This window comes from Candidatus Blochmannia vicinus, assembly GCA_030020825.1.
GTDB lineage: Bacteria > Pseudomonadota > Gammaproteobacteria > Enterobacterales > Enterobacteriaceae > Blochmanniella > Blochmanniella vicinus_A.
Genome location: CP125213.1, coordinates 460154 through 484457, shown reverse-complemented (window position 1 = coordinate 484457; position 24304 = coordinate 460154). Strand labels below are relative to the sequence as shown.

At 28.9% G+C, this 24304-nt stretch carries 19 protein-coding genes, 1 tRNA gene and 1 pseudogene; 12 read left to right on the top strand and 9 right to left on the bottom strand.

Features of this window, described 5'->3' with window-relative positions; all coding sequences use genetic code 11:
• Positions 1-167 precede the first annotated feature (167 nt).
• A complete protein-coding gene (rpoH, locus tag QMA81_02080; GenBank protein WHL25084.1) occupies positions 168-1016 on the bottom strand; it encodes an RNA polymerase sigma factor RpoH in 849 nt (282 codons plus the stop codon).
• 636 nt (positions 1017-1652) lie between these two features.
• Positions 1653-2579, bottom strand: coding sequence for a signal recognition particle-docking protein FtsY (gene ftsY / locus QMA81_02075; protein WHL25083.1), 927 nt, complete (start codon positions 2577-2579; stop codon positions 1653-1655).
• Between the two features lie 485 nt (positions 2580-3064).
• Between ftsY and rsmD the strand changes: the two genes are divergently transcribed.
• A complete protein-coding gene (rsmD, locus tag QMA81_02070) occupies positions 3065-3655 on the top strand; it encodes a 16S rRNA (guanine(966)-N(2))-methyltransferase RsmD (protein ID WHL25082.1) in 591 nt (196 codons plus the stop codon).
• A gap of 167 nt (positions 3656-3822) precedes the next feature.
• Here rsmD and pgi read toward each other — a convergent pair whose 3' ends face one another.
• From pgi to QMA81_02055, 3 genes are all read right to left on the bottom strand, one after another.
• Entirely contained in the window at positions 3823-5478 is a 1656-nt protein-coding gene (gene pgi / locus QMA81_02065) for a glucose-6-phosphate isomerase (protein WHL25081.1), read from the bottom strand.
• Positions 5479-5911: 433 nt separating this feature from the next.
• Positions 5912-6805, bottom strand: coding sequence for a homoserine O-succinyltransferase (gene metA, locus QMA81_02060; protein ID WHL25080.1), 894 nt, complete (start codon positions 6803-6805; stop codon positions 5912-5914).
• A 383-nt stretch (positions 6806-7188) separates the two neighbouring features.
• Positions 7189-7262, bottom strand: a tRNA-Ile gene (locus tag QMA81_02055).
• 641 nt (positions 7263-7903) lie between these two features.
• Between QMA81_02055 and mnmG the strand changes: the two genes are divergently transcribed.
• The 10 genes and pseudogenes from mnmG (at position 7904) to glmU (ending at position 18495) form a co-directional block, all read left to right on the top strand.
• A complete protein-coding gene (gene mnmG / locus QMA81_02050) occupies positions 7904-9802 on the top strand; it encodes a tRNA uridine-5-carboxymethylaminomethyl(34) synthesis enzyme MnmG (GenBank protein WHL25079.1) in 1899 nt (632 codons plus the stop codon).
• Positions 9803-10422: 620 nt separating this feature from the next.
• Positions 10423-11235: a F0F1 ATP synthase subunit A gene (gene atpB, locus QMA81_02045; GenBank protein ID WHL25078.1), complete on the top strand. Its 813-nt coding sequence runs from the start codon at positions 10423-10425 to the stop codon at positions 11233-11235.
• A gap of 53 nt (positions 11236-11288) precedes the next feature.
• Positions 11289-11528 (top strand): F0F1 ATP synthase subunit C, encoded by a 240-nt coding sequence (gene atpE / locus QMA81_02040; protein ID WHL25077.1) that lies wholly within the window; start codon positions 11289-11291, stop codon positions 11526-11528.
• A gap of 59 nt (positions 11529-11587) precedes the next feature.
• A pseudogene (atpF, locus tag QMA81_02035) lies at positions 11588-12070 on the top strand (F0F1 ATP synthase subunit B).
• The gene (locus QMA81_02030; protein ID WHL25076.1) at positions 12071-12616 is read left to right on the top strand and encodes a F0F1 ATP synthase subunit delta; all 546 of its coding nucleotides are present in this window, start codon (positions 12071-12073) and stop codon (positions 12614-12616) included.
• Positions 12617-12652: 36 nt separating this feature from the next.
• Positions 12653-14194 carry a F0F1 ATP synthase subunit alpha gene (gene atpA, locus QMA81_02025; protein WHL25075.1) on the top strand — a complete coding sequence of 514 codons (1542 nt, stop codon included), beginning with the start codon at positions 12653-12655 and terminating at the stop codon, positions 14192-14194.
• A 35-nt stretch (positions 14195-14229) separates the two neighbouring features.
• The gene (gene atpG / locus QMA81_02020) at positions 14230-15096 is read left to right on the top strand and encodes a F0F1 ATP synthase subunit gamma (GenBank protein ID WHL25074.1); all 867 of its coding nucleotides are present in this window, start codon (positions 14230-14232) and stop codon (positions 15094-15096) included.
• Positions 15097-15125: 29 nt separating this feature from the next.
• On the top strand, positions 15126-16517 hold the full coding sequence (gene atpD / locus QMA81_02015; protein ID WHL25073.1) for a F0F1 ATP synthase subunit beta: 1392 nt from the start codon (positions 15126-15128) through the stop codon (positions 16515-16517).
• Between the two features lie 32 nt (positions 16518-16549).
• Positions 16550-16984: a F0F1 ATP synthase subunit epsilon gene (locus tag QMA81_02010; GenBank protein WHL25072.1), complete on the top strand. Its 435-nt coding sequence runs from the start codon at positions 16550-16552 to the stop codon at positions 16982-16984.
• A 122-nt stretch (positions 16985-17106) separates the two neighbouring features.
• Positions 17107-18495 (top strand): bifunctional UDP-N-acetylglucosamine diphosphorylase/glucosamine-1-phosphate N-acetyltransferase GlmU, encoded by a 1389-nt coding sequence (gene glmU / locus QMA81_02005; protein WHL25071.1) that lies wholly within the window; start codon positions 17107-17109, stop codon positions 18493-18495.
• Positions 18496-18717: 222 nt separating this feature from the next.
• Here the strand turns inward: glmU and mnmE are convergent, their stop codons facing one another.
• The 4 genes from mnmE to rpmH all read right to left on the bottom strand — a co-directional run bounded on the left by mnmE (position 18718) and on the right by rpmH (position 22640).
• On the bottom strand, positions 18718-20133 hold the full coding sequence (mnmE, locus tag QMA81_02000; GenBank protein WHL25070.1) for a tRNA uridine-5-carboxymethylaminomethyl(34) synthesis GTPase MnmE: 1416 nt from the start codon (positions 20131-20133) through the stop codon (positions 18718-18720).
• Between the two features lie 76 nt (positions 20134-20209).
• The gene (yidC, locus tag QMA81_01995; protein WHL25069.1) at positions 20210-22141 is read right to left on the bottom strand and encodes a membrane protein insertase YidC; all 1932 of its coding nucleotides are present in this window, start codon (positions 22139-22141) and stop codon (positions 20210-20212) included.
• Complete coding sequence (rnpA, locus tag QMA81_01990; protein WHL25068.1) at positions 22120-22467, bottom strand: ribonuclease P protein component; 348 nt, start codon at positions 22465-22467, stop codon at positions 22120-22122. Before rnpA ends, yidC begins: the two co-directional genes overlap by 22 nt.
• Before the next feature lie 32 nt (positions 22468-22499).
• Positions 22500-22640 carry a 50S ribosomal protein L34 gene (gene rpmH / locus QMA81_01985; GenBank protein WHL25067.1) on the bottom strand — a complete coding sequence of 47 codons (141 nt, stop codon included), beginning with the start codon at positions 22638-22640 and terminating at the stop codon, positions 22500-22502.
• A gap of 314 nt (positions 22641-22954) precedes the next feature.
• Here rpmH and dnaN point away from each other — a divergent pair, with 314 nt between their 5' ends.
• Positions 22955-24082 (top strand): DNA polymerase III subunit beta, encoded by a 1128-nt coding sequence (dnaN, locus tag QMA81_01980; protein ID WHL25066.1) that lies wholly within the window; start codon positions 22955-22957, stop codon positions 24080-24082.
• Positions 24083-24304: the final 222 nt, after the last annotated feature.

Genomic DNA, 24304 nt, shown 5'->3' with positions numbered 1-24304 from the left:
AGTATTTACAGTTAATTATTAAGTATAATATCTATTATCAGATAATTTTAAGCTTTTCATTTGTGAGAATGGTATCAAATGATTATGTATACAGTCAAGTAACTAAAATTTTATAAATATATGTTTAATGATTTGTGTTTTTGTAAATGATATTTATAAAAAATTAATCAGTTCTGTATTATTAATTTCATTTTCTTCATGGCATTTTTTTCTAATTGACGTACTCGTTCAGCAGAAACACCATATTGATTAGCTAATTCTTGTAATGTACTTTTATTATTATCTACGTTTAGCCATCGTGCACGAATAATATGTTGACTGCGTTTATCCAAAGTATTTATAGCTGTGTTCAATTTATCACTAACCTGATCAATCCATTCATTTTCTTCATTAGAAGCGATGATTTTATCTTGTAAATATAGTATAGGCGCTATTATTCCTCGATTATCTTCATCTGAAGATTGCTCAAAAGTCATATCTTGTGCTGCCATACGAGATTCCATTTCTCGCACATCTTTGCTAGTTACGTTTAATGCTTTTGCAACTATTTCTATTTCTCCTGCATTAAACCAACCTAATCGTTGTTTAGTTTTTCTTAGATTAAAAAATAGTTTACGTTGTGCTTTAGTAGTAGCTATTTTTACAATACGCCAGTTTTTTAAAACATATTCATGGATTTCTGATTTAATCCAGTGCACAGCAAACGATACTAAACGAACGTCTAATTCTGGATTAAATCGACGCACGGCTTTCATCAAACCAATATTACCTTCTTGTATTAAATCAGCTTGCGGTAGTCCATAGCCAGAATAATTTCGAGCAACATGAATGACGAATCTTAAATGTGATACAATAAGTTTTTTTGCTGATTCTAAATCTCCATGATAATATAATCGTTTAGCCAACGCTTGTTCTTCTTCTGAGGTAAGAAGAGCATAGGAATTAGCCGCTCTTATATATGCTTCTAAAGTTCCTTGGGGAACTAGAGTTACGCTATTTTGCATATTTTTAGGCATTTATTCTCCTACAATGATCATATGTATTCAGATAATTATATCATGTCCGTATGGAATATGTATGAAACTAAGTATAAAATAGTCCTTTTATATTGAAAAGGACTATTCTCTCGATAGAAACAGCACAACGCATTTATAATGGAACCATTATTAGTTGTACTATTAATTTAATGGAATCAAAGTACCATAAAGTTATTTGTTATCATTACTGATAAATAAATATCCTTCTTAAGGATATCATACGGTCTATAGCTAGTAGTAGTAAGAAATATAAATATTTTAAAAAATTAAAGTCGTTGATAATGTGTATGTTAGATTTCGAGTAAAATTTTTATACACATTTATTATAGCGGATTCATTTGTACAATTATTGCAAGTATAATGATTTTTGTAGCTCTAATTTTATTTCTTTATTAAGGTATTATATTAGTGTATGTAAAGTTTTGATTTAAATTAACTAAAACTAATATTTTATTTTTTAAAATTTAATAATGTTTAAAAATACTCACAAAAGTATCATAGATGATAATAATATCATTTTGCAATAGTTATTTATAAATAAATCTTTATTATTTAATATAAATATTTTTAAAATAAATCCTCATCTAATTTAGACACAGTGTTGTATTATTAGGACTACTTTTTAAAAATAGCTTCAACAAAATTGTGTGGTTCAAATGGTTGAAAATCATCGATGTTTTGTCCCATTCCAATATATCGTATTGGAATGGAACACTGATCAGCAATAGACAAAATAGCACCTCCTTTAGCACTACCGTCCAATTTGGTCATAATTATTCCTGTAACTTCAATTGTATCATTGAACATACGTACTTGGTTGATAGAATTTTGTCCGATATTAGCATCAAGAACTAGTATAGTTTCATGAGGTGCTTCTATATCAATTTTTTTTATAACTCTAATAATTTTTTTTAATTCTTCCATTGAATGGATTTTATTTTGTAATCTACCCGCAGTGTCTATAATGAGCAGATCAATAAGTTTCATTTTAGCTATTTTAATAGCATCAAAAATTACTGAGGCAGGATCGGCAGTAGTATTATTTTTTATTACTGCAACACAACCACTACGTTTTCCTATAATTTCTAATTGATCCGTTGCTGCTACTCTATAGGTATCTCCTGCCGCTAACATTACAGTTTTATTTTTTAATCGGTAATAATATGCTAATTTCCCAATAGTAGTAGTTTTTCCAACTCCATTGACCCCTATCATTAATATGATAAATGGTTTTTTTTCTTGTATAAGTAATGGTTTATCGATAGATATAAGTATATTTAATATCTCATTACGCAATGAATCATAGAAAGATTTTTTATTGCAATTAGCGTGAAGGCTAATATAATTTTTCAAATTATTAATAATTTTTTGAGTAGTTTGCGTACTTATATCTGCAACTAATAATTTATTTTCAATATCATTTAATATATCGACATCAATACTTTTGTTACGAATCAATTTTATTATGTTATCACCCATTTTTTTTCGAGTATTTAATAAACTCTGTTTTAGTCTGTTAAATAAATTATGTTCATAATTCATGTGTATTGACCTTGTCGTTATTATCAATATATTAAATATTAATTTTGTTTTATATTGTATATTTGATACTGATCATTGATCAATGATGACGTATGCAAGCAACAAAAATATATTTAAGTCTTATAGAAAATTTGTAAATAATAAATTATTTATATAGATGAAATATTTTATGTTGTTCTTTACAAGAATACAATATATTTAATGATCATTGATCAATGATCAGTATCAAATATGATTAGCCAACAGCACAACAAATTAAGAGTATGGTGGATATATGAACATATTAAATTATCGTACTGTATAACTATAGATATGATCTATAATGTTTATAGTGTGTGGAATATGTAAGTCCATGTATAAACAGTTAGAGTTTATCGGAGATAATATAAAAGTTAGTATTGTTTCTAACGGTAGGTGTCTTTTTTAATATTAGAAGATTAGAATTATTATGAGTTACGTATCTTATTGTGTAAAAGATGCAGTAAATGTATAAAAATAAACTGAGATTAAGTGCTATTGGGAAAGTTAGAATTATTGGAGGTAAATGGAAAGGGCGTAAAATACCTATTATTCGGTGTGCTAATGTACGTCCAACTACTAATCGTATACGTGAAACGCTATTTAGTTGGCTTAATCCTATTATTTCTGGTGCTAGTTGCTTAGATTGTTTTGCTGGAACTGGTGCATTAGGTTTGGAATCATTGTCTAGAGGAGCTAATAAAGTAACTTTTTTAGATAATAGATATATTTGTATTAAAGCATTGATGACAATTGTGCAGTCTTTTTTAGCGTACAATAGCGAAGTAATATATACTGATTGTCGTTCTTGGTTCCAACGGTCAATTAATACTTATGATATAATTTTTTTAGATCCTCCTTTTCAAGACAACGTTATACCTGAAGTTGTTTTTTTGTTAGAACGGTATAATCTCTTTAAAAAAGAATCTTGGATTTACATAGAAACTTCAAAAAATAAAAATATTTTTAATATTAATATAATTCCTAGTTATTGGTTTTTATATCGAAAAAAGACTACTAAAAGTATTATATGTTATCTTTTTATAAGAAAATTATAAAAATTGATATGCGTATAAATGTAAAAAAACTAAATTAAATACCGGTTAAAGTTGAAATAGAGTATGTAACTATTTAACAATAATTACATATAATTTCTGTCATAATTAGTTTGTTACATATGTGCAAATAGTAAATAAATGGGTAGTTTTATAACGAAAGAATTATTCTAATTACACCAGGATTTGTAGTAATTGATTAAACCATGAGTCGAGCTATCATGGTTGCTAGAAATAATATTTTTACATTTTAATTCCGATAAAATATTGTTAGCTAGTTGTTTTCCTAATTCTACTCCCCATTGATCAAAGGTGTAAATATTGAAGATAACGCCTTGTGTAAATATTTTATGTTCGTATAGAGCGATTAAAGCTCCTAAAGTGTAGGGAGTAATTTTTTTAACTAAAATGGAATTGCTGGGGTTATTTCCTTTACATATTTTAAACGGAACTAAATGTTGTTGGGATATATAATTTTTGTTAGATTTTTTAGATTCTTGTAATATTTTTTGGTGTGTGTTCCCAAAAGCTAATGCTTGAGTTTGAGCAAGAAAATTTGATATTAACTTTTCATGATGATCAGATATAGGATTATGACTTATTACTGGTGCTATAAAATCACATGGAATCATTTTAGTTCCTTGATGAAGCAGTTGATAAAATGAATGTTGTCCATTAGTTCCAGGTTCTCCCCATATAATAGGACCGGTTTGATATGTAACAGGGTATCCATTACGATCTATACTTTTTCCATTAGATTCCATATTTACTTGTTGTAAATATGCCGTAAAACGATGCATATATTGGTCATAAGCAAAAATTGCTTCGGTTTCTGATTGAAAGAAATTATTGTACCAAATTCCAATCAGTGCTAAAATTACTGGTAGGTTTTTATCTAGAGGTGTGTGATAAAAATGCAAATCCATAGCATGGGCCCCAGTTAATAATAATTCAAAGTTATTCACCCCTAACGATAGCATTATAGATAATCCGATGGATGACCATAATGAATAACGACCACCTACCCAATCCCACAGTTTAAACATGTTTTCCGACGGATCAATACCGAATTTACAAACCTCAATAGCATTTGTAGATAACGCTATAAAATGTCTAGATATATGTTTTTCATTAGGAGTAGCTTTACAAAACCAACTACGTGCACTATGTGCATTAGTCATAGTTTCTTGAGTGGTAAAAGTTTTTGATGCTATTATAAATAACGTATTTTCTGGATTCAAATATCTTAATTTTTCAAAAATATGAGTTCCATCTATATTAGAAATAAAGTGCAGATTTAGATGATTTTTATATGGTTTTAATGCTTCAGTTACCATATAAGGGCCAAGATTAGAACCTCCAATTCCTATATTAACAATGTCTGTGATTATTTTATTTGTATATCCTGTCCAACTACCTTGAATAATACGATTACAAAATTTTTTCATTTTTTCTAAGACTTCATTTACTTGTGGCATTACATCTAATTTATTTACTAAAATGGGAGTATTTTTTCTGTTTCTTAAAGCTATATGTAACACAGAACGATTTTCACTATAATTAATTTTTTCACCGTGAAACATATCTGAGATAGCTCCCATAAGGTCACATTCTACAGCTAAAGATATCAATTTAATAATGGTTTTATTTGTAATTAAGTTTTTAGAATAATCAACTAAAATTTTATTATCAAATGTTCTAGAGAAATGTGTAAATCTGTATTTATCTTGATTAAATAAATCACTAATTGATACATTCTGCATATCATGAAAATGTTGTTTTAGATGCTTCCAGGCCTGTGTATGAGTAGGATTGATGTTTTTCATAATTTATTTCGCGTTTATTTTAAAAATAAGTAAATAGAATAGAGGTCTAAAATCAACTTTCAGTTAAACATTGCTATTAAAGTGAGTATGTTATGAGTAACATAATAGAAGTGATCATATCATGTTTTTAATACATATCAATATAATTAAAATTTATGCTCATGGAGATTAAAATACATTGAATAATTATTTATTCTTAAATAAAATCTATATACATTTATTTATATTTAATTGAATCATGTTTTTATCTTGAAAAAATATGTATTTTAAAATATTTATTACCAATAAAACTATATACATAAATAATATATACGTATTAATTGTGATTAATAAATTATGATAAACAACTAAAAACTTAGTTCTTTTAAAATAAATAGTTTAAAATATGAGTTGTTATTCATGTATTCATTTTATTTAAATAAAATTAAACATTTTATGACGTATGATATACGTAATGATTTAACCAATTGGAAAATAATAAATACGCATGACTTCTCCAATTTATCTTAGGCATCAAATTAGGGTTATTTTGAGGAAAATAATGATCTGGTAATGTTGGGTTTAACCCTGATTTAATATCTCTATAATATTCTTGAGATAGAGTCAACGCATCATATTCTGGATGGCCCGTAACAAATATTAAACGTTTGTCTTGACTAATAAGTAAATATACACCTGCTTCATCAGATTCTGCTAAGATTTTTAAATCTGTGTTTTGATAAATTAAATTTTTTGGAAAATCTGAATAACGAGAATGAGGAGCTGCAAACATCTCGTCAAATCCTTTTGTTAAAAGTTCATGAGAATGTATAGTGTTATGTTGGTAGATTCCTATCAATTTTTTTTTTCGAACAAATTTAGGAAAATTGTATAATATCTTTAAAGCTGCTTGAGTTGCCCAACAAACAAATAGTATTGAAGTAATGTGCTCTTTTGCCCATAAAAATAATTGCTTGATTTGTGGCCAAAAAGTTATATCTGTAAAATCAATTAATCCTAGAGGAGCTCCAGTTACAATTAATCCATCAAAATTTTGATGTTGAATATCTTTAAAACTACAATAAAAATTATTTAAATGTTCAACAGGTGTATTTTTAGGGATTCGGTCGTCTATGCGTAATAGTTGGATATCAATTTGTAAAGGAGAATTTGATAATAATCGTAAGAATTGGGTTTCTGTTTCAATTTTTTTTGGCATTAAATTAAGAATTAATATTTTTAAAGAATGGAGCTCTTTAAAAATATTTTGGGATTTTTGCATAACAAAAACATCTTCGTTTTGCAAAAATTTTACCGCAGGCAATTCGTCTAATACCCGAACTGGCATAGTGTCACGACCTTTGATATATATGCGCAAAATTTATTTAATTTTTTATGGTTTATTATTCTCGCCTATATATACGTACCAAAATTTTTCTATCATTTGTCGTAAAAATAAAACAAGTTTTGATAAAAATTAAAATTTTTAACGCATATGTATAAAATACAGATATTAAACTATAGCTAAGAATAGTTGATTTTGTGTCAGCAGATACCATTTTTCATATGGTTAAATTAAAAATTAGAATTAGTACTAATGAATGCTTATTATACATGGAACAAAAAACCAACATTATTTATTTTATCAGATCTATTTTTAGAGTAAACGAATATTTACGTATTTTTCTTTAATAAAACAAATTTTTTGATGAAGTAACAAATTAATAATGATAGGCCTGAGTGGAATTGAACCACCGTCCTCACCCTTATCAGGGGTGCGCTCTAACCGCCTGAGCTACAAGCCTGTAATATATAGCACATTTGCACCTGTGTCATTTCTATAACTCTAATTGCAATAATATAATACGTATATTTATTTTTTAATTATTGCAATTGTATACTGTTACTAATATAATGTGTAGTGAAAAATAGACTGATTGTTTATGTAGTACAAACTATTTTCACTACAATAGCATAATCAGGAATATTGATCCAAGCATTTCTATATATTTACGCATTAATCAAAAAAAATCGTTAAATAATAGTAATTTTCAATTTTTTTATCTTTAAAATATATATAATACTAATCATTAATATTGTAATTTTTAATTATCTGTAACAATATGTTCTATAATTGAAATAATTATCGTGTAATTATTAAACAATGCTACCGATTCAGTTTCTGTGCAAATAACAATTAATCTATTCTTTGTGGTTGAATTTTTTAATTTTTTTAAATACAATTATCATAATGATATCATCAAATAAACAAAGGATTATTATATTGTAATATGTGCGTTTATGAGTGCAAGTATAGATGTAATTTGTTGTTGTTCCGTTCTTGAATGAGTGCTTAGATAATTACGTACAACTTAAAAATGTTTGTTAATATGAAAGGAATTGTCCCAATGAAACGAGTATTATTTGTATGATGAGGGTATAATGTATGCTTTATTCGACTCACTTTGATGTTATTGTTGTTGGAGGAGGGCATGCCGGAACTGAAGCAGCGCTAGCTGCTGCTAGAATGAAGTGCAATACTTTATTAATTACGCATAATATCGATACACTTGGGCAGATGTCTTGTAATCCAGCTATTGGTGGTGTAGGAAAAGGACATTTAGTAAAAGAAATTGACTCAATGGGTGGGGCGATGGCATATGCTATAGATAATGCAGGAATTCAATTTAGAATACTTAATAAAAGCAAAGGGGCTGCTGTTAGAGGAACGCGCGCACAAGCAGACAAAATGTTGTATCGTCAAATAATACGTAATACTATTGAATATCAAGATTTTTTGCTAATTATTCAGGCGTCAGTAGAAGATTTAATAATTAATAAAAATAAAATTGTCGGAGTGTTTATTCCAAAAATAGGAATGAAAGTTAATGCTACATCCGTTGTATTGACAACAGGGACGTTTCTTAATGGTAAAATGCATATTGGAATGAATAACTTTAGAGGTGGTCGTGCTGGGGACGTAGAGTCCTCTTCATTATTATCTAAACGATTAAAAGAATTCTCTTTAAGAGTAGGTCGTTTAAAAACAGGTACCTCTCCTCGTGTACATAGTAAAGGGATAAACTTTCATGCTTTACAAGCACAATATAGTGATAATCCTCTCCCTGTATTTTCATTTATAGGATCTGAAAAACAACATCCTAAACAAGTTCCTTGTTATATTACATATACTAACGATAAAACACATGAAATAGTCAGATCAAATTTAAATCAGAGCCCTATGCACACAGGATTAATAGAAGGAATTCCACCGCGTTATTGTCCATCTATAGAAGATAAGATAACACGTTTTTCAGATCGTAATGCTCATCAAATTTTTTTGGAACCTGAAGGGCTAACAACGCCTGAAATATATCTTAATGGCATTTCTACTAGTTTGCCATTTTATGTGCAAATACAAATAGTTAAATCAATTCAAGGATTAGAAAATGCTCATATAATCAGACCGGGATATGCAATTGAGTATGATTTTTTTGATCCTCGTGATTTAAAGTTAACATTAGAAAGTAAATTTATTTCTGGTTTATTTTTTTCTGGACAAATTAATGGTACTACTGGTTATGAAGAAGCAGCTGCTCAAGGGCTGTTAGCAGGAATAAATGCTGCTAGATTCTCTCAAAATAAAGAAGGATGGTATCCTAGAAGAGATCAAGCGTACTTAGGAGTACTTGTAGACGATTTATGTACGCATGGAACAGAAGAACCTTATCGTATGTTTACGTCACGTGCTGAATATCGTTTGTCTTTGCGGGAGGATAACGCTGATTTAAGATTAACTGAAATTGCAAGACAATTAGGTTTGGTAAATGAGTTACGTTGGAAAAATTTTTGTTTAAAAAAAGAAAGTATTGAAAAAGAACGTCAAAGATTGCGTAATACTTATATTTTTCCATATAGTACAGATGCTAAACAGCTGAACAATTTTCTTAAGACACCGTTGATATATGAAATTAATGGTGAAGAATTATTAAAAAGACCAGAAATTAATTATGCAAATTTATCTAAATTAGAAGTTTTTAGTTCGTTTATGTTGGATAGGAAGGTATTTGAGCAGATTGAAATTCAAATAAAATATGAAGGTTATATTCGTCATCAACAAGAGGAAATAGAGAGGAACATTTGTAATGAGCATACATTATTACCATCTGATATAGATTTTAATATTGTTTCTGGATTATCCAAAGAAGTAATTGATAAACTTAATGATTACAAACCTTATTCGATTGGACAGGCTTCTAGAATTTCTGGTATAACTCCTGCAGCTATTTCTAATTTGTTAGTTTGGTTGAAAAAAAAAGGTTTGTTGGGTCATAGTGTATTTTAGTGATGTTAAATAATGCCAACGTGTATTAATATGAGTACTACTTATAAATTATAGATATTTAATATTTCTGGCGTATGGCGATTAGGTAAAAATAGCAATATATATTTTATAAATTATTTTTAGAATGATGATACTTATATATATGGTTTGAGTTGATTTGATTATATTTAGATATTTAAAAAGAAAGAAGATTATGTTGGGATTTATTTATTGCAATAATAGGCGTGTGTTTTTTAACCTATAGCAAATATATGTTTATTTTTATATTTGTTAATATGAAAGTTATTTTGTTTGATCCTTTTATTTTTTGACATGTATATGGTGTACTATTATATAAGATTAATTAATTTAATAATATCGTGTATAATTGATTTAACTATGCTGTGATGGTTATGGATTTACTCAAATAGTCAGTGTTTGTGATTTTTATTGACGTTCAATTCTGTATAAAAATTGAATCTAGGTATTTTATTTGAAATAGTAAATATTTTTTAAGGTCATTTTTAGTGTGTTTATATATTATTATAATTGATTGTATATCACAAAATGTAACTAATACTAGATAAGATAATTATAAAGTTTTTTGATATATAGTAAATAATGTTTTTGAAAGGTGGTTTATGTTGGAAATAAAAAACACTTCTCAGGAATATATTGGGCATCATTTGTATCATCTACAGCTTGATTTAAATACTTTTTTATGGGTGGATGCGGAAAAGATTTCCTCTTTTTGGGTGTTGAATGTAGATTCGATATTTTTTTCAACGCTATTAGCCATGTTATTTTTGTTTATTGTTGGTCGTGTTGCTAAAATAGCAACTTGTGGTGTTCCTACAAAAATACAAATGTTTATAGAACTGATAATATTGTTTGTTGATAGTAATGTAAAAGATATTTTTCATGGTAAAAACAAATTAATTGCTCCGTTATCTATGACTATTTTTATTTGGGTTTGCCTAATGAATGTTATGGATTTGTTTCCTATAGATTTGTTTCCTTATATAGCGAAACTTACATTAGGATTATCGTTCTTACGTGTTGTGCCATCTGCTGATATAAATATAACTTCTTCAATAGCTTTGAATGTGTTTATACTAATTGTATATTATAACATTTACACTAATGGCATTCGTGGGTTTATTAAAGGGTTAGTACGTCATCCATTTAATCATCCGGTATGTATTCCTGTAAATTTGATTCTTGAAATTGTTAGCTTATTATCTAAACCAGTATCGCTTAGTCTTAGATTGTTTGGCAATATGTATTCTGGCGAGTTAATTTTTATTTTAATATCTGGTTTGTTACCATGGTGGGGTCAATGGGCATTAAGCTTGCCTTGGGCTATTTTTCACATTTTAATAATTATATTGCAAGCCTTTATTTTTATGGTATTGACGGTAATTTATTTGTCTACAGCTCATGATCCGTGTTGAAATAGATACTATATAATTATTTATGGTACAGAATATTGTAGATAGGAGGTTTTATGGAACATTTAAATTTTGATATGCTATACATAGCTGCGGCGATAATGATGGGATTAGCATCAATTGGAGCAGCCATTGGTATTGGTATTTTAGGTAGTAAATTTTTAGAAGGCGCCGCGCGTCAACCAGATCTTATTCCTATTCTCCGTACTCAATTTTTTATTGTTATGGGATTAGTTGATGCGATACCTATGATTACGGTAGGCCTTGGTTTATATGTAATGTTTTCTGCGGTTTAACAATTGAAATTTATACACGTATTATTTTCTATTGATTATTAGATGCTGAGATTGGTACTGTGAATATTAATGCGACAATATTAGGTCAATCTATTTCGTTTGTTTTATTTGTTTGGTTTTGCATGAAATATGTATGGTATCCATTTATGTCTACTATTGAAAAACGTCAAAAGGAAATTTCTGATAACTTAACTTCTGCTAACAATGCTAAAATTGAGTCTGAACGAGCTCATGCTAAAGCATTGCTTTGTTTAACACAAGCTCGGGTTAAAGCTCAAGATATTATACAACAAGCAAATAAATTTAAAATACAAATAATTAATGAAGCCAAATATGAGGCAGAAAAAGAGCAAAATAGAATTTTGTCCGAAGCACGAGAACAGATCTTGTATGAAAAAAAATGTGTCACTGATGAATTAAGAAAGCAAATAAGTAAGATTGCAGTTGAAGGTGCAGAAAAAATTATAGAACATTCTATAAATGATCTAGTTGATATAAATCTTATAAATAAGATCGTTAATACACTATCATATGAGGATTAAATGGCTAGCATGGTTGTAATTGCCCATACATATGCAGTGGCTATATTTAATGTAGCTATGGCATATAAAAATATAAAAAAGTGGGAATCAGTTCTTGATTTGTTTTCTAAGATAAGTCAGCATGGTTTAGTACGATCTTTATTTTTTAGATATTTAGAATCAAAAAAATTATCAAATATATTTCTTGCTATTTGTGAAGATTATCAAAAAAAACCAATAGATATTTTTAGTAAAAATATGATTTATATTATGGCTGAAAATAATCGATTGCCGTTGTTGCCAATTGTTTTTAAAGAATTTGTGAATCTATGTGCTATACATGTGGGTACTGTAGAAATAGAGGTTTTTTCTGCTTCTCCTTTAAACTGTAGACAATTAGAGAAAATTTCTGATGTAATGGCTAAGCGTTTATCTAAAAAAGTAAAAGTAGTGCATAAAATAGACAAAGGCATGCTAGCTGGTATAATTATTCGTGTTGGAGATACTATCATTGATGGCAGCATACGTGGACGTATTTTACGCTTAAATTATATACTACAATCTTAATATTTTAATTTTATCCCTTTAGGTACAAATAAGATCATGCAATTAAATTCAAATGAAATTAGTGAATTAATTAGGCGGCGTATTGCTCAATTTGATATAACGTATGAGACTCGCAACGAAGGTACTATTACTGCTGTAGGAGATGGGGTAATCCATATACATGGTTTAACAAATATAATGCAAGGTGAAATGATTGCTCTTCCATCAAACCAGTTCGCTGTAGCATTAAATTTAGAACGTGATTCTGTCGGAGCGGTGGTTATGGGTTCATATTTAAATTTATCTGAAGGAATGGTGGCAAAGAGCACAGGAAAAATATTACGAGTACCTGTTGGCACGGAATTATTAGGAAGAGTCGTAAATACATTGGGTATGCCTATGGATAATAAAGGAGCTATTAAATGTTCTTGTTATCTTCCAGTAGAAGCTAATGCACCTAGTGTAATAGATCGAAAATCGATAGATGAACCAATTCAAACTGGGTATAAATCTGTTGATTCTATGGTTCCCATTGGACGTGGTCAACGTGAATTAATTATAGGAGATAGACAAACTGGAAAATCTGCATTAGCAATCGATACTATTATTAATCAACGTTATAGCGGAGTTAAATGTATTTATGTTGCTATTGGTCAAAAAGCAACAACTGTAGCTAGTGTTGTAAAAAAATTAGCGCAGCATCATGCATTAGCTAATACTATTGTGATTCTTGCATCTGCCTCTGAGTCTGCTGTATTACAATATTTGGCTCCTTATTCTGGATGTGCTATGGGAGAGTATTTTAGAGATCATGGAGAAGATGCCTTAATTATATATGACGATCTTTCTAAACAAGCAATAGCTTATCGTCAAATTTCTTTATTATTACGACGTCCTCCTGGGCGAGAGGCGTATCCAGGGGATATATTTTATTTACATTCTCGTTTATTAGAACGAGCAGCTAGAGTTAGTTCTGATTATGTTACGCAATGTACTCACGGGAAAGTGACAGGAAGAACCGGTTCATTGACTGCAATACCCATTATTGAAACTCAAGCTGGAGATGTTTCTTCGTTTATTCCAACCAATGTTATTTCTATTACTGATGGCCAAATTTTCTTGGAATCTCATTTATTTAATTCAGGGATTCGTCCTGCAGTAAATCCAGGAATTTCAGTATCTCGAGTTGGAGGATCTGCTCAAACCAAAATTATGAAGATGTTATCTGGTGGAATTCGTACTGCTTTAGCTCAATATCGAGAATTAGCTGCTTTTTCTCAGTTTGCTTCAGAATTAGATGAAATTACACAAAAACAATTGAAACATGGTCAAAAAGTTACTGAATTATTAAAACAAAAACAATATGCACCTATGTCCCTTTCATGTCAATCTATTGTTTTGTTTGCAGTGATACATGGTTATTTAGAAGATGTTGAAGTATCAAAGATAAGTGATTTTGAATCTGCATTAATATTATATATGACTTATAAAGAAAAGGAACTTATGAAAATTATTGACCATGATGGTATATATGATATGAATATTGAAAAAAAATTTAAAAGTATTCTTACAACCTTTAAATTAAATCAATCTTGGTAAATTCAAAACACATTATTATTATGGAATGAGAAAACATGTCTAGCACAAAAGAGATACGTGGAAAGATAGACAGTATTCGAAATATACAAAAAATTGCTAAAGCTATGGAGATGATTTCTGCCTCTAAAATTCATAAAACTCAAAAACGTATGTTAGTAAGTCAACCGTATGCAGAAACTATACGTAAAGTTATTAATCATATTGCTTTAGGAACATTAGAATATAAACATTCTTATTTTGAAGAACGAAGCATTCAATCTGTTGGTTATTGGGTAGTTTCAACGGATAGAGGATTAGCAGGCGGGTTAAACATTAATTTATTTAGAATGTTATTATGTGATTTCAGAAAATGGAATAATTCAGAAACATCAGTTAAATTAGCGATTATTGGGTCTAAAGCTGCTTCTTTTTTACATTGTATAAAACAAACAAAGATAGTGAGTTGTATTTGTGGAATTGGGGATATTCCTCACATGTCAGATTTAATCGGTTCAGTCAGGGTGATGTTACAATTATATAATGAAAATAAAGTAGATAGATTGTATTTGGCGTATAATAAATTTGTCAATACTTTATCTCAGGTTCCTCAAATTTTACAGATTTTACCGATTGTTTCTGAAGATAAAGATGTATTAAAAAATGAACATTGGGATTATTTATATGAACCAGATTCTAAAATATTATTAAATAATTTATTACAACGGTATATTGAATCACAAGTTTATCAAGGAGTAGTAGAAAATTTAGCTAGTGAACAATCTGCTAGGATGATGGCAATGAAGACTGCTTCAGATAATGGAGAAGTTATTATTAATGATCTAAAGTTATTTTATAATAAAGTTAGACAAACTAAAATTACGGAGGAATTAATAGAAGTTGTTTCAGGATCTTCTGTAATATAAATGATAAGATAGTTAGAGGTGTAATTAATATGAATTCTGGAAAAATAATCCAGGTTATTGGAGCGGTGGTCGATGTCGCATTCAATCAAGATGAAGTACCTACTGTATATCATGCCCTTAAAGTATGTACTGATGATAGATTTACAAAAAAATTGATATTAGAAGTAGCTCAACAATTAGGCGGGGGCATAGTACGCTGTATAGCTATGGGGAATACAGATGGATTGCGTCGTGGATTAACAGTAATTGATTTAAAACGTTTTATTGAAGTTCCAGTAGGAAAAGAAACTTTAGGTCGTGTAGTAAATGTATTGGGTGAACCAATTGACATGAAAGGACCGATTAAAGAAAAAGAAAAATGGTCTATTCATAGATCTGCTCCGCTTTATTCTGAATTATCTACTAGTCAAGAGCTTTTAGTAACTGGTATTAAAGTAATTGATTTAATATGTCCATTTGCTAAAGGAGGTAAAATTGGTCTTTTTGGGGGAGCAGGAGTTGGTAAGACTGTCAATATGATGGAGCTTATTCGTAATATTGCTGTAGAATATTCCGGTTATTCAGTGTTTGTTGGTGTTGGAGAACGCACGCGTGAAGGTAACGATTTCTACCATGAAATGATAAATTCTAATGTTATCAACAAAGTTGCTTTAGTATATGGTCAAATGAATGAGCCACCCGGAAACAGATTACGGGTGGCTTTAACTGGTCTTACTATGGCAGAAAAATTTAGAGATGAAGGACATGATGTATTGTTGTTTATAGATAATATATATCGCTATACTCTTGCTGGTACTGAAGTATCAGCGTTATTAGGTCGTATTCCATCAGCAGTAGGATATCAATCGACATTATCAGAAGAAATGGGCATTTTACAAGAACGCATCACTTCTACAAATTTGGGTTCAATTACTTCTGTACAAGCAGTGTACGTTCCTGCAGATGATCTTACAGATCCATCTCCTGCTACTACTTTTTCCCATTTGGATGCAACTATAGTTTTAAGCCGTCAAATTGCTGCTCTTGGTATTTATCCTGCGGTAGATCCATTAGATTCTAATAGTCAACAATTGAATCCACTTATTGTAGGACAAGAGCATTATGATGTCGCTAAAGATGTTAAATCAATTTTACAACGTTATCAAGAACTTAAAGATATTATTGCTATTTTAGGTATGGATGAATTATCAGAAGAAGATAAATTGATAGTGTTACGTTCGCGAAAAATTCAACGGTTTTTATCGCAACCTTTTTTTGTTGCTGAAGTATTTACAGGATTTTCTGGTGCATATGTATCTTTAAAAGACACCATCCAAGGATTTAAAGAGATAATAGAAGGAAAATATGATCATATTCCAGAACAAGCATTTTATATGGTAGGTACTATTGCAGAAGTTATAGAAAAAAATAAAACTCTTTAAATTTTTTGTTGATAAATGTATAAGGTATGTGTATGTCCGTAGGTACTTACCATTTGACTGTTGTTTCTATTGAAAGCCAGATATTTTCTGGTGTAGTTAAGAAAATTCAAGTAGCCGGTACGGAAGGTGAAATGGGGATTTTTCCAGGTCATGCTCCTTTGCTTACGTCGATCAAGCCAGGAGTGTTGCGTATAGTAAAATTATGCGATGATGAAGAATATATATATATATCTGGAGGTATTCTTGAAGTTCAAAAAAATATGGTAACAATATTGGCAGATACAGCTATTCGTGCTGAAGAATTAGATGAAAAAAAAGCTATAGAAGCTAAAAATGAAGCTGAAAAACATATTAAAAACTTACGTTATAATGATGACATGGATTACATTAAAATTGCTTCAGAAATATCTAAAGCTATTGCCAAACTTAGATTGATTGAATTAACCAAAAGAAATAAACATATCTAATGTATGATTAAAATATAATATATGTTATATAAAAAATTTTATGTGTATAAGTGTAATGATATATCGTGATTACTTAAAGAAATTTATTTAATAAATAAAAAAACAAAAGAGATATATAGATTATGTCATATGCTAGTTTTAGCGCAATTATTCTGGCTGCTGGTAAAGGTAATAGAATGCTATCTGATATACCAAAGCCACTACATCGGATTGGTGGAAAGTTTATGTTACAACATTTAATTGATTCTGTAGTGCAGTCGGGAGTTCGGTGTATATATGTAGTATATGGCCATAAAGGTGAAACAATAATAGAAAAAATTAATACAGATCAATATAAAGTTCCTGTACATTGGATATTGCAACATGAGCTTGTTGGAACTGGAAATGCTGTGCAAAGAGCATTATCTATTATCGGTGATAAAGAGGAAATCCTTTTGTTGTATAGTGATGTCCCTTTTGTTTCCTATAGAACATTACAACGATTACATACTATTAAATCACAGTGTGATATAAGTATGCTAACAGCTACGTTATCTAATCCAAATGGATATGGACGTATTGTACGAAACCAAAAAGGTAGCGTTGTTAATATAATAGAGCATGATGATATTATTAATGATGATCAGAAAAAAATAAAAGAAGTGAATACTGGTATTTTTATTGCTATTTCTGAAAATTTAAAGCGTTGGTTAAATTTATTAACAATTCATAGATCAAAGAATGAATTTTATTTAACAGATATAATTCAGATAGCTCATCAATCAGGTTATACTATACACACTGTTCATCCTTATGATACATTTGAAATTATGGGGGTAAATAATAAATCAGATTTAGTGTTTTTAGACAGACAATATCAACAGAGACAAGCACAACGTTTATTATCATCAGGGGTAACAATATCTGATCCAGATAGATTTGATTTAAGAGGAACAATAGTGTGTGGAAAAGATGTATATATTGATATAAATGTGATTATTGAAGGAGATGTTTCTTTAGGGAATAGAGTAAGAATAGGGGCAAATTGTATATTGAAAGATACAGTAATTGAAGATGATGTAGTGATACATCCGTTTTCAATAATTGAACACGCAAAAATAAGTATTCAGAGTGATATAGGACCATTTGCTCGATTAAGACCAGGAACTGAATTAAAAGAAAACAGTCATGTAGGAAATTTTGTTGAGATTAAAAATACTCAATTGGGTAAACAATCGAAAGTTAGACATTTTAGTTATTTAGGTGATGCGGAAATTGGTGCGCAAGTGAATATTGGAGCCGGAACAATTATTTGTAATTATGATGGTGTTCAAAAACATCATACAGTTATTGAAGATGGTGTTTTTATTGGAGCTGATAGTCAGTTGGTAGCTCCAATAATTGTTGGAAAAAATGCAACTATTGGAGCTGGAACTACGGTAACTCGAAATGTATCGGCCGGTGAAACTATTATTAGTAGAATACGACAGTTTTCTATTTTACATTGGAAACGATCAAAAAATAAAAAATAACTCTATTTTTTATTTGAGGGTTATGTATTAAACAAAATATTCTATTGTAGTTTTTTATTTTTATATTAATTTCATTGTATATTTATGTGTTAAAGTATATGTTGGTTTGAATGTGCAATAACGTGTTTATTGGTTCGTAAGGTATTACATAATTACAAAAGTAATGGTTTTAGGTTTATATATATGAAATATTATTCAATTTTTTATAAACTTTATGAATAATTATTTTCCAACACAAAACGTGGAAAAAATTTTTTCTAATAAATCTTCGGAAGTAAATTTTCCAAAAATTTTATTTAGTTCATTGTGTGCTAATACAAGATCCTCAGCGAAAAGTTCATCGATAGTCATAACAGATAATAGTTGATTTTGAGCAGATAAAAGGTATTTAGAAGTTTTTTCAAGAGCGTTTAAGTGGCGCCTGCGGGCAATGTAATTTCCTTGATTTTCAGTTAAGTTATAAGAATAATTTTTTTGTTTTTTATATTTTATATTGTTATGTAAATGATTACGTAATAAATCTGTTCCATTATCAAACAAAGCTGACAGTGTGATACACGTATAATTATTTACTTTACTAATTCCAATTTCTTCCTTAGTTAAATCAGATTTATTACGTATAATTGTGATAGGAATTTTTTTATTTTTAGAAAATAATATTTCCTCTACATATTCTAATGTAATGTTACATTTTCTATTTGAATCATCGTTAGAATCAATTACCCATAAGATATGATCTGCGTTATTTAATTCATTCCATGCACGTGTTATTCCAATTTGTTCTATTTCATTGTCACTATTTTTTTGTAATCCAGCGGTATCGGTAATATGGCATGTTACTTCTCTATTTAATTGGATAGATTCATGTAACGTATCTCGTGTAGTTCCAGATATTGTGCTTACAATAGCTCTATCAATACCAATTAATGCATTAAATAAACTAGATTTTCCTGCATTTGGGTTACCAGCAATTACTATTTTTATTCCTTCACGTAATAAAACACCGTGACAGGTTGATTCGTATATTTGTTGTATGTCATTTATAATGTTTTTTAATTTTTTTTTAACATTATTATATGGTAACACATTAGTTGCTTCTTCTGAAAAGTCAATAGATGCTTCTATGTGTGTACGTAAATTAGTAATTTTCTTTGAAATTATATGTATTTTACTGGAAAAGGCTCCTTGTAGGGTATTCGATGCCGATTTTGCAGCTTGGTATGAAGAAGCATTAATGATGTCAGCAATTGCTTCTGCTTGTATGAGATCTATTTTATTATTTAAGAATGCTCGTTTGGTAAATTCTCCTGGATGTGCTATTCGAATATTAGAAGATATTTTTAAAATACGTTCTAATAATATATCTAAAATCATTTGACCACCGTGTCCATGGATTTCTAGTATGTTTTCTCCTGTAAAAGAATTTGGTTCAGGAAAAAATAAGGCTATTACTTTTTCTAATATGAATCCATCTGTATCTAAAAATGGCAAATATTCCGCTTTTCTAGGATCAATCATTTTTCCTAATAATTTGGGAATGATTGTAGGAACTGAGTTTCCAGATATTCGTATAACTCCAATACCTCCGTATCCTGGAGGCGTAGAAATAGCTACTATTGTATCAATTATGTAATTCATAAACTTTTTGTTATTTTGATAGCATATCTATTGAGATAGAAAATATATTTTTGTTAAAAATGATACTTTTATTAATTTAAGAATATTTTTGATTATGTAATCCTTTTTTTTCTAATCCTTGGTAAATTATTTGTTGTTGAATAATGGTAATGACATTACTTACTATATAATATAACACTAAACCAGATGGGAACCATAAAAAAAATATAGTAAAAATTATTAACATGATAGTCATCATTTTTTTTTGCATTGTGTCAGTAATAGTGGTAGGTGACATTTTCTGTATAAAAAACATAGTAATTCCCATTATTATTGGTAATATATAATAAGGGTCTTGAGCGGATAAGTCATGGATCCAGAAGCCAAATTTAGCATGTCTTAATTCTACAGAACCTGATAACATATAATACAAGGCTAGGAATATTGGCATTTGAATTAATAGAGGCAAACATCCTCCTAATGGGTTTACTTTTTCTTCTTTATATAATGCTATAGTTTTTTGATGATATTGATATTTGTCATGTTTGTATTCTTCTTGTATCGCAAATAATTTAGGTTGTAACATACGTATTTTTGCCATAGAAGTATATTGTGCCTTAGTTAATGGATACATAGTTAGACGTATGATTAATGTTATGATGATAATAGATATACCCCAATTTCCTATATAGTTGTGAATTAAACTTAATAATTTAAATAATGGTTGAGAAATAAACCACAACCATCCGTAATCAATCATTAAATCTAAATTTGGAGCTATTGTTTTCATTTTTTCTTGAATTTTTGGTCCCATCCATAATATAGACTTCAATTCTCCTTGTCCTCCTATAGGAATGCATATTGAATCAGACCGAAAACCTATAGTAGAAATATCATTGTTTTTATGATAGGTGGTATAAAATGTGTTATTCCCCTGAGTGAGAGGAATCCAAGCTGTAGCAAAATATTTTTGAGACATTGCTATCCATCCGTTGGAAGTATAAATATTTAAATTCATATTTTTTATGTCTTTGAAGCTATATTTTTGATATTTTTGTTTGTCGGTGGAATATGCTGATCCTCGATAAGAATATAGAGGAAAATTATCTCCGTTATTGTTATCATCATATGTTTTAGGATAATGTATAGATTGCACTAAATTTCCAAACAATTTAATTGTTAATGGATGATTACTCATATTTTTTATGGTATAATGCACATATATGGAATAATCATTTCTATTGAAAATATAATTCTTAGTATAAGTGATGCCATCGTTAGCATGATGTGTTAAAGTTAATTTTAATTTATTTCTATTTTTTGGTAAAACAAATATATTTTGATCGATTTCAGTTGTATATAGTAGTTCCTTGTCGTTAAATGAAGGTTTTGGCGTATTTTTAATTATTATCCCGCTATTCGTTCTATATGTAAACTCTTGTGAAGTACTTAATAAGGGGAAAGGTTCTTTAGAATTTAAATTTTTTAAATAATGCGTTAGATATGCTTCTTCGATATCTCCTCCATAAGTGTTTATTTTAAGTAGAAGTACATCTGTTTTTACCGTAATTACACGATTTTTATCGTGTATATAATATTGTGCATTGTTATTATTTTCAGAATAAGTGATTGGAGATGTACTTTCATGTACATCATCTATTTTTTGAGTATTAGTTCTTTGGTGATACTCCGTTTGCCATGTTTGCCACAGTATAAACGACATAATTAAAAAAGCTATCACAAAGAAATTACGTTGCGAGTCCATGTTGATTATGCCCTGAATATGTGAATATGAAGAAGACATAAAATCTTCATTATTATTTAAAACTAAAGGATGACATTGTAATATGCGAATACATGCCAAACAACTACCTTGTAGTACTCCAAATTTACGTATTGATTCGATCCCGTATTGAGAACATGTTTTTTGAAAACGACAATGATGACCTAGTATGGGACTGACACTGATTTGGTATCCATATATCAACCATATTATTATTTTTTCTATTAATAAAAATGGTAACACCATAACTTTTTAAGCTCTTTTATTAATGTCTTATTTTTAAGATGAATAATTTCTTTTGAATTAATGGTTAGCACGAAGTCTTTAGATAATAAATTATGTTGGTTTATACGAAAGGTTTCGCGCATGTATCTTTTAATTCTATTTCGTTCATAAGCGTGTTTAATATATTTTTTAGATATAGCCAATCCAATACGGGGATATCCTAGTTGGTTAGATCTACTAAACAAAGTGATTCCGGTTATTTTAATTCGTTCTGGGTTTTTAAATACAAAAAAGAATTCATTTACAGTCAACAATCGTGCCCGTTTAGGTAAAAAATTTCTATTCATTTAGTTGCATTTAAATAGTGTTTATATAATATTTAAACAGATACAACCAACCGAACACGTCCCTTAGACCTGCGTCTTGATAATACTCGACGACCTTGTCTTGTTGACATTCTTATCCTAAATCCGTGTGTTCTATTGCGTTTTAATATGGAAGGCTGAAAGGTGCGTTTCATATTTAAATTCTTGTATGTTTACTTAATAATAAAAGATAATTTTTAATTATTTATTTAGTCATCCTATGCGAAATTAATTTTCATGTTATAGGATAGTACATAAAAAGTCAAAAACATTTAAAAAATTTATCTTATTGTTTTTATAAATAATGGATTTTGTTATAATAATATTAATAGAGGGTAAGTAGTTATTTTAATGTATGATATGTACTTTAATATTATTGTTAATGAGTGTATATTTTTAATTTTATACAAAATTATTGTGTAATAAACTTGGGTTTTCAGTTTAAATGATTGTTATGTAATTAACTAAAATGCTGTCCAATAAATCTACTATAGATTTTACAATAAGCAGGGAATCTTTGTATCAACCTTTGCAAAAAGTTGTAAGTATTATTAGCGGACGACCAAGGATGCCCGTTTTAACTCATGTATTGTTAAAAATTAATGATGATTGTTTATATATTACTGCTACAGATTTGGAAATAGAGATAACGGCTAAAGTGGTATTAGGAAATAAATATCCTGTTGGATCAATTACGGCACCAGGGCGTAAGTTTTTTGAGATCTGTCGTAGTTTACCTGGATTATCAAAAATTTCCATTATGTTACAAGATAATAAACTAATAATTTGTTCCGGATATAGTACATTTTCTTTATCCACTTTTCCTGCATCAGATTTTCCTAAATTAGAAGAATGGAATAATAGAATAAAGTTAGTTATATCGCAATCTACTTTAAAAGAAATGATTGAATTAACTCAATTTTCTATGGGGCAGCAAGATGCACGTTATTACCTAAATGGTATGTTTTTTGAAACCAAGGAACATACTTTACGTATTGTAGCAACGGATGGACATCGTTTAGCAAGTTGCAAAACTATTGTAGATTCATTTTTACCTTATCAGTCAGTTATCATACCTCGTAAAGGAATTGTTGAGATTTTACGTTTATTGAATATTGGAAAAAAATTAGTAAATATTCAAACAAATAATAATAGCATTCGTATGAAGATGGATAATTATACTTTTACTTCTAAATTGATTGACGCTGTATTTCCAAATTGTCATGATATTTTTTTAAAACAACCAAAAAATATTTTAGAGGTATCATGTGATATCATAAAACATGCTTTAAAACGCGCAGCGATTCTTTCTAATGAAAAACTTCGTATCGTTCAATTTACGTTAATCACTAATCAATTAAAAATAACTACACATAATTTTGAATATGAGGCTTCAGAAGAAATTTTGGATGTTTCATATTCAGGTGAAGATATAAAAATATCTTTTAATGTAGATTATTTGATTGATGTGCTTCGTGTAATGGTAGGTGTACAGATTTTAAGGTTTTTTTTTACAAATGAGGTATCTAGCGTTCAAATTGAAAGCATAGAGAAATGTTATGATGCAACTTATATTGTTATGCCAATTCGAGTATAAAAACAATTTACAGATTATAAGCTAACATGTATTTTAATATTTAAATGTATGTTAAATTCTGAGTGTATAGTTGATAATACAATCATAACAAATAATCTGCATATATAATTATATATTTAAAAATTAAAAAAATTGCATAGATGTAAATCTATGTTTATTCTTATGTAAATAGGGTGCTGTTGATATGGGAAATAGTTATTTATACATTAGATACAGCATAAT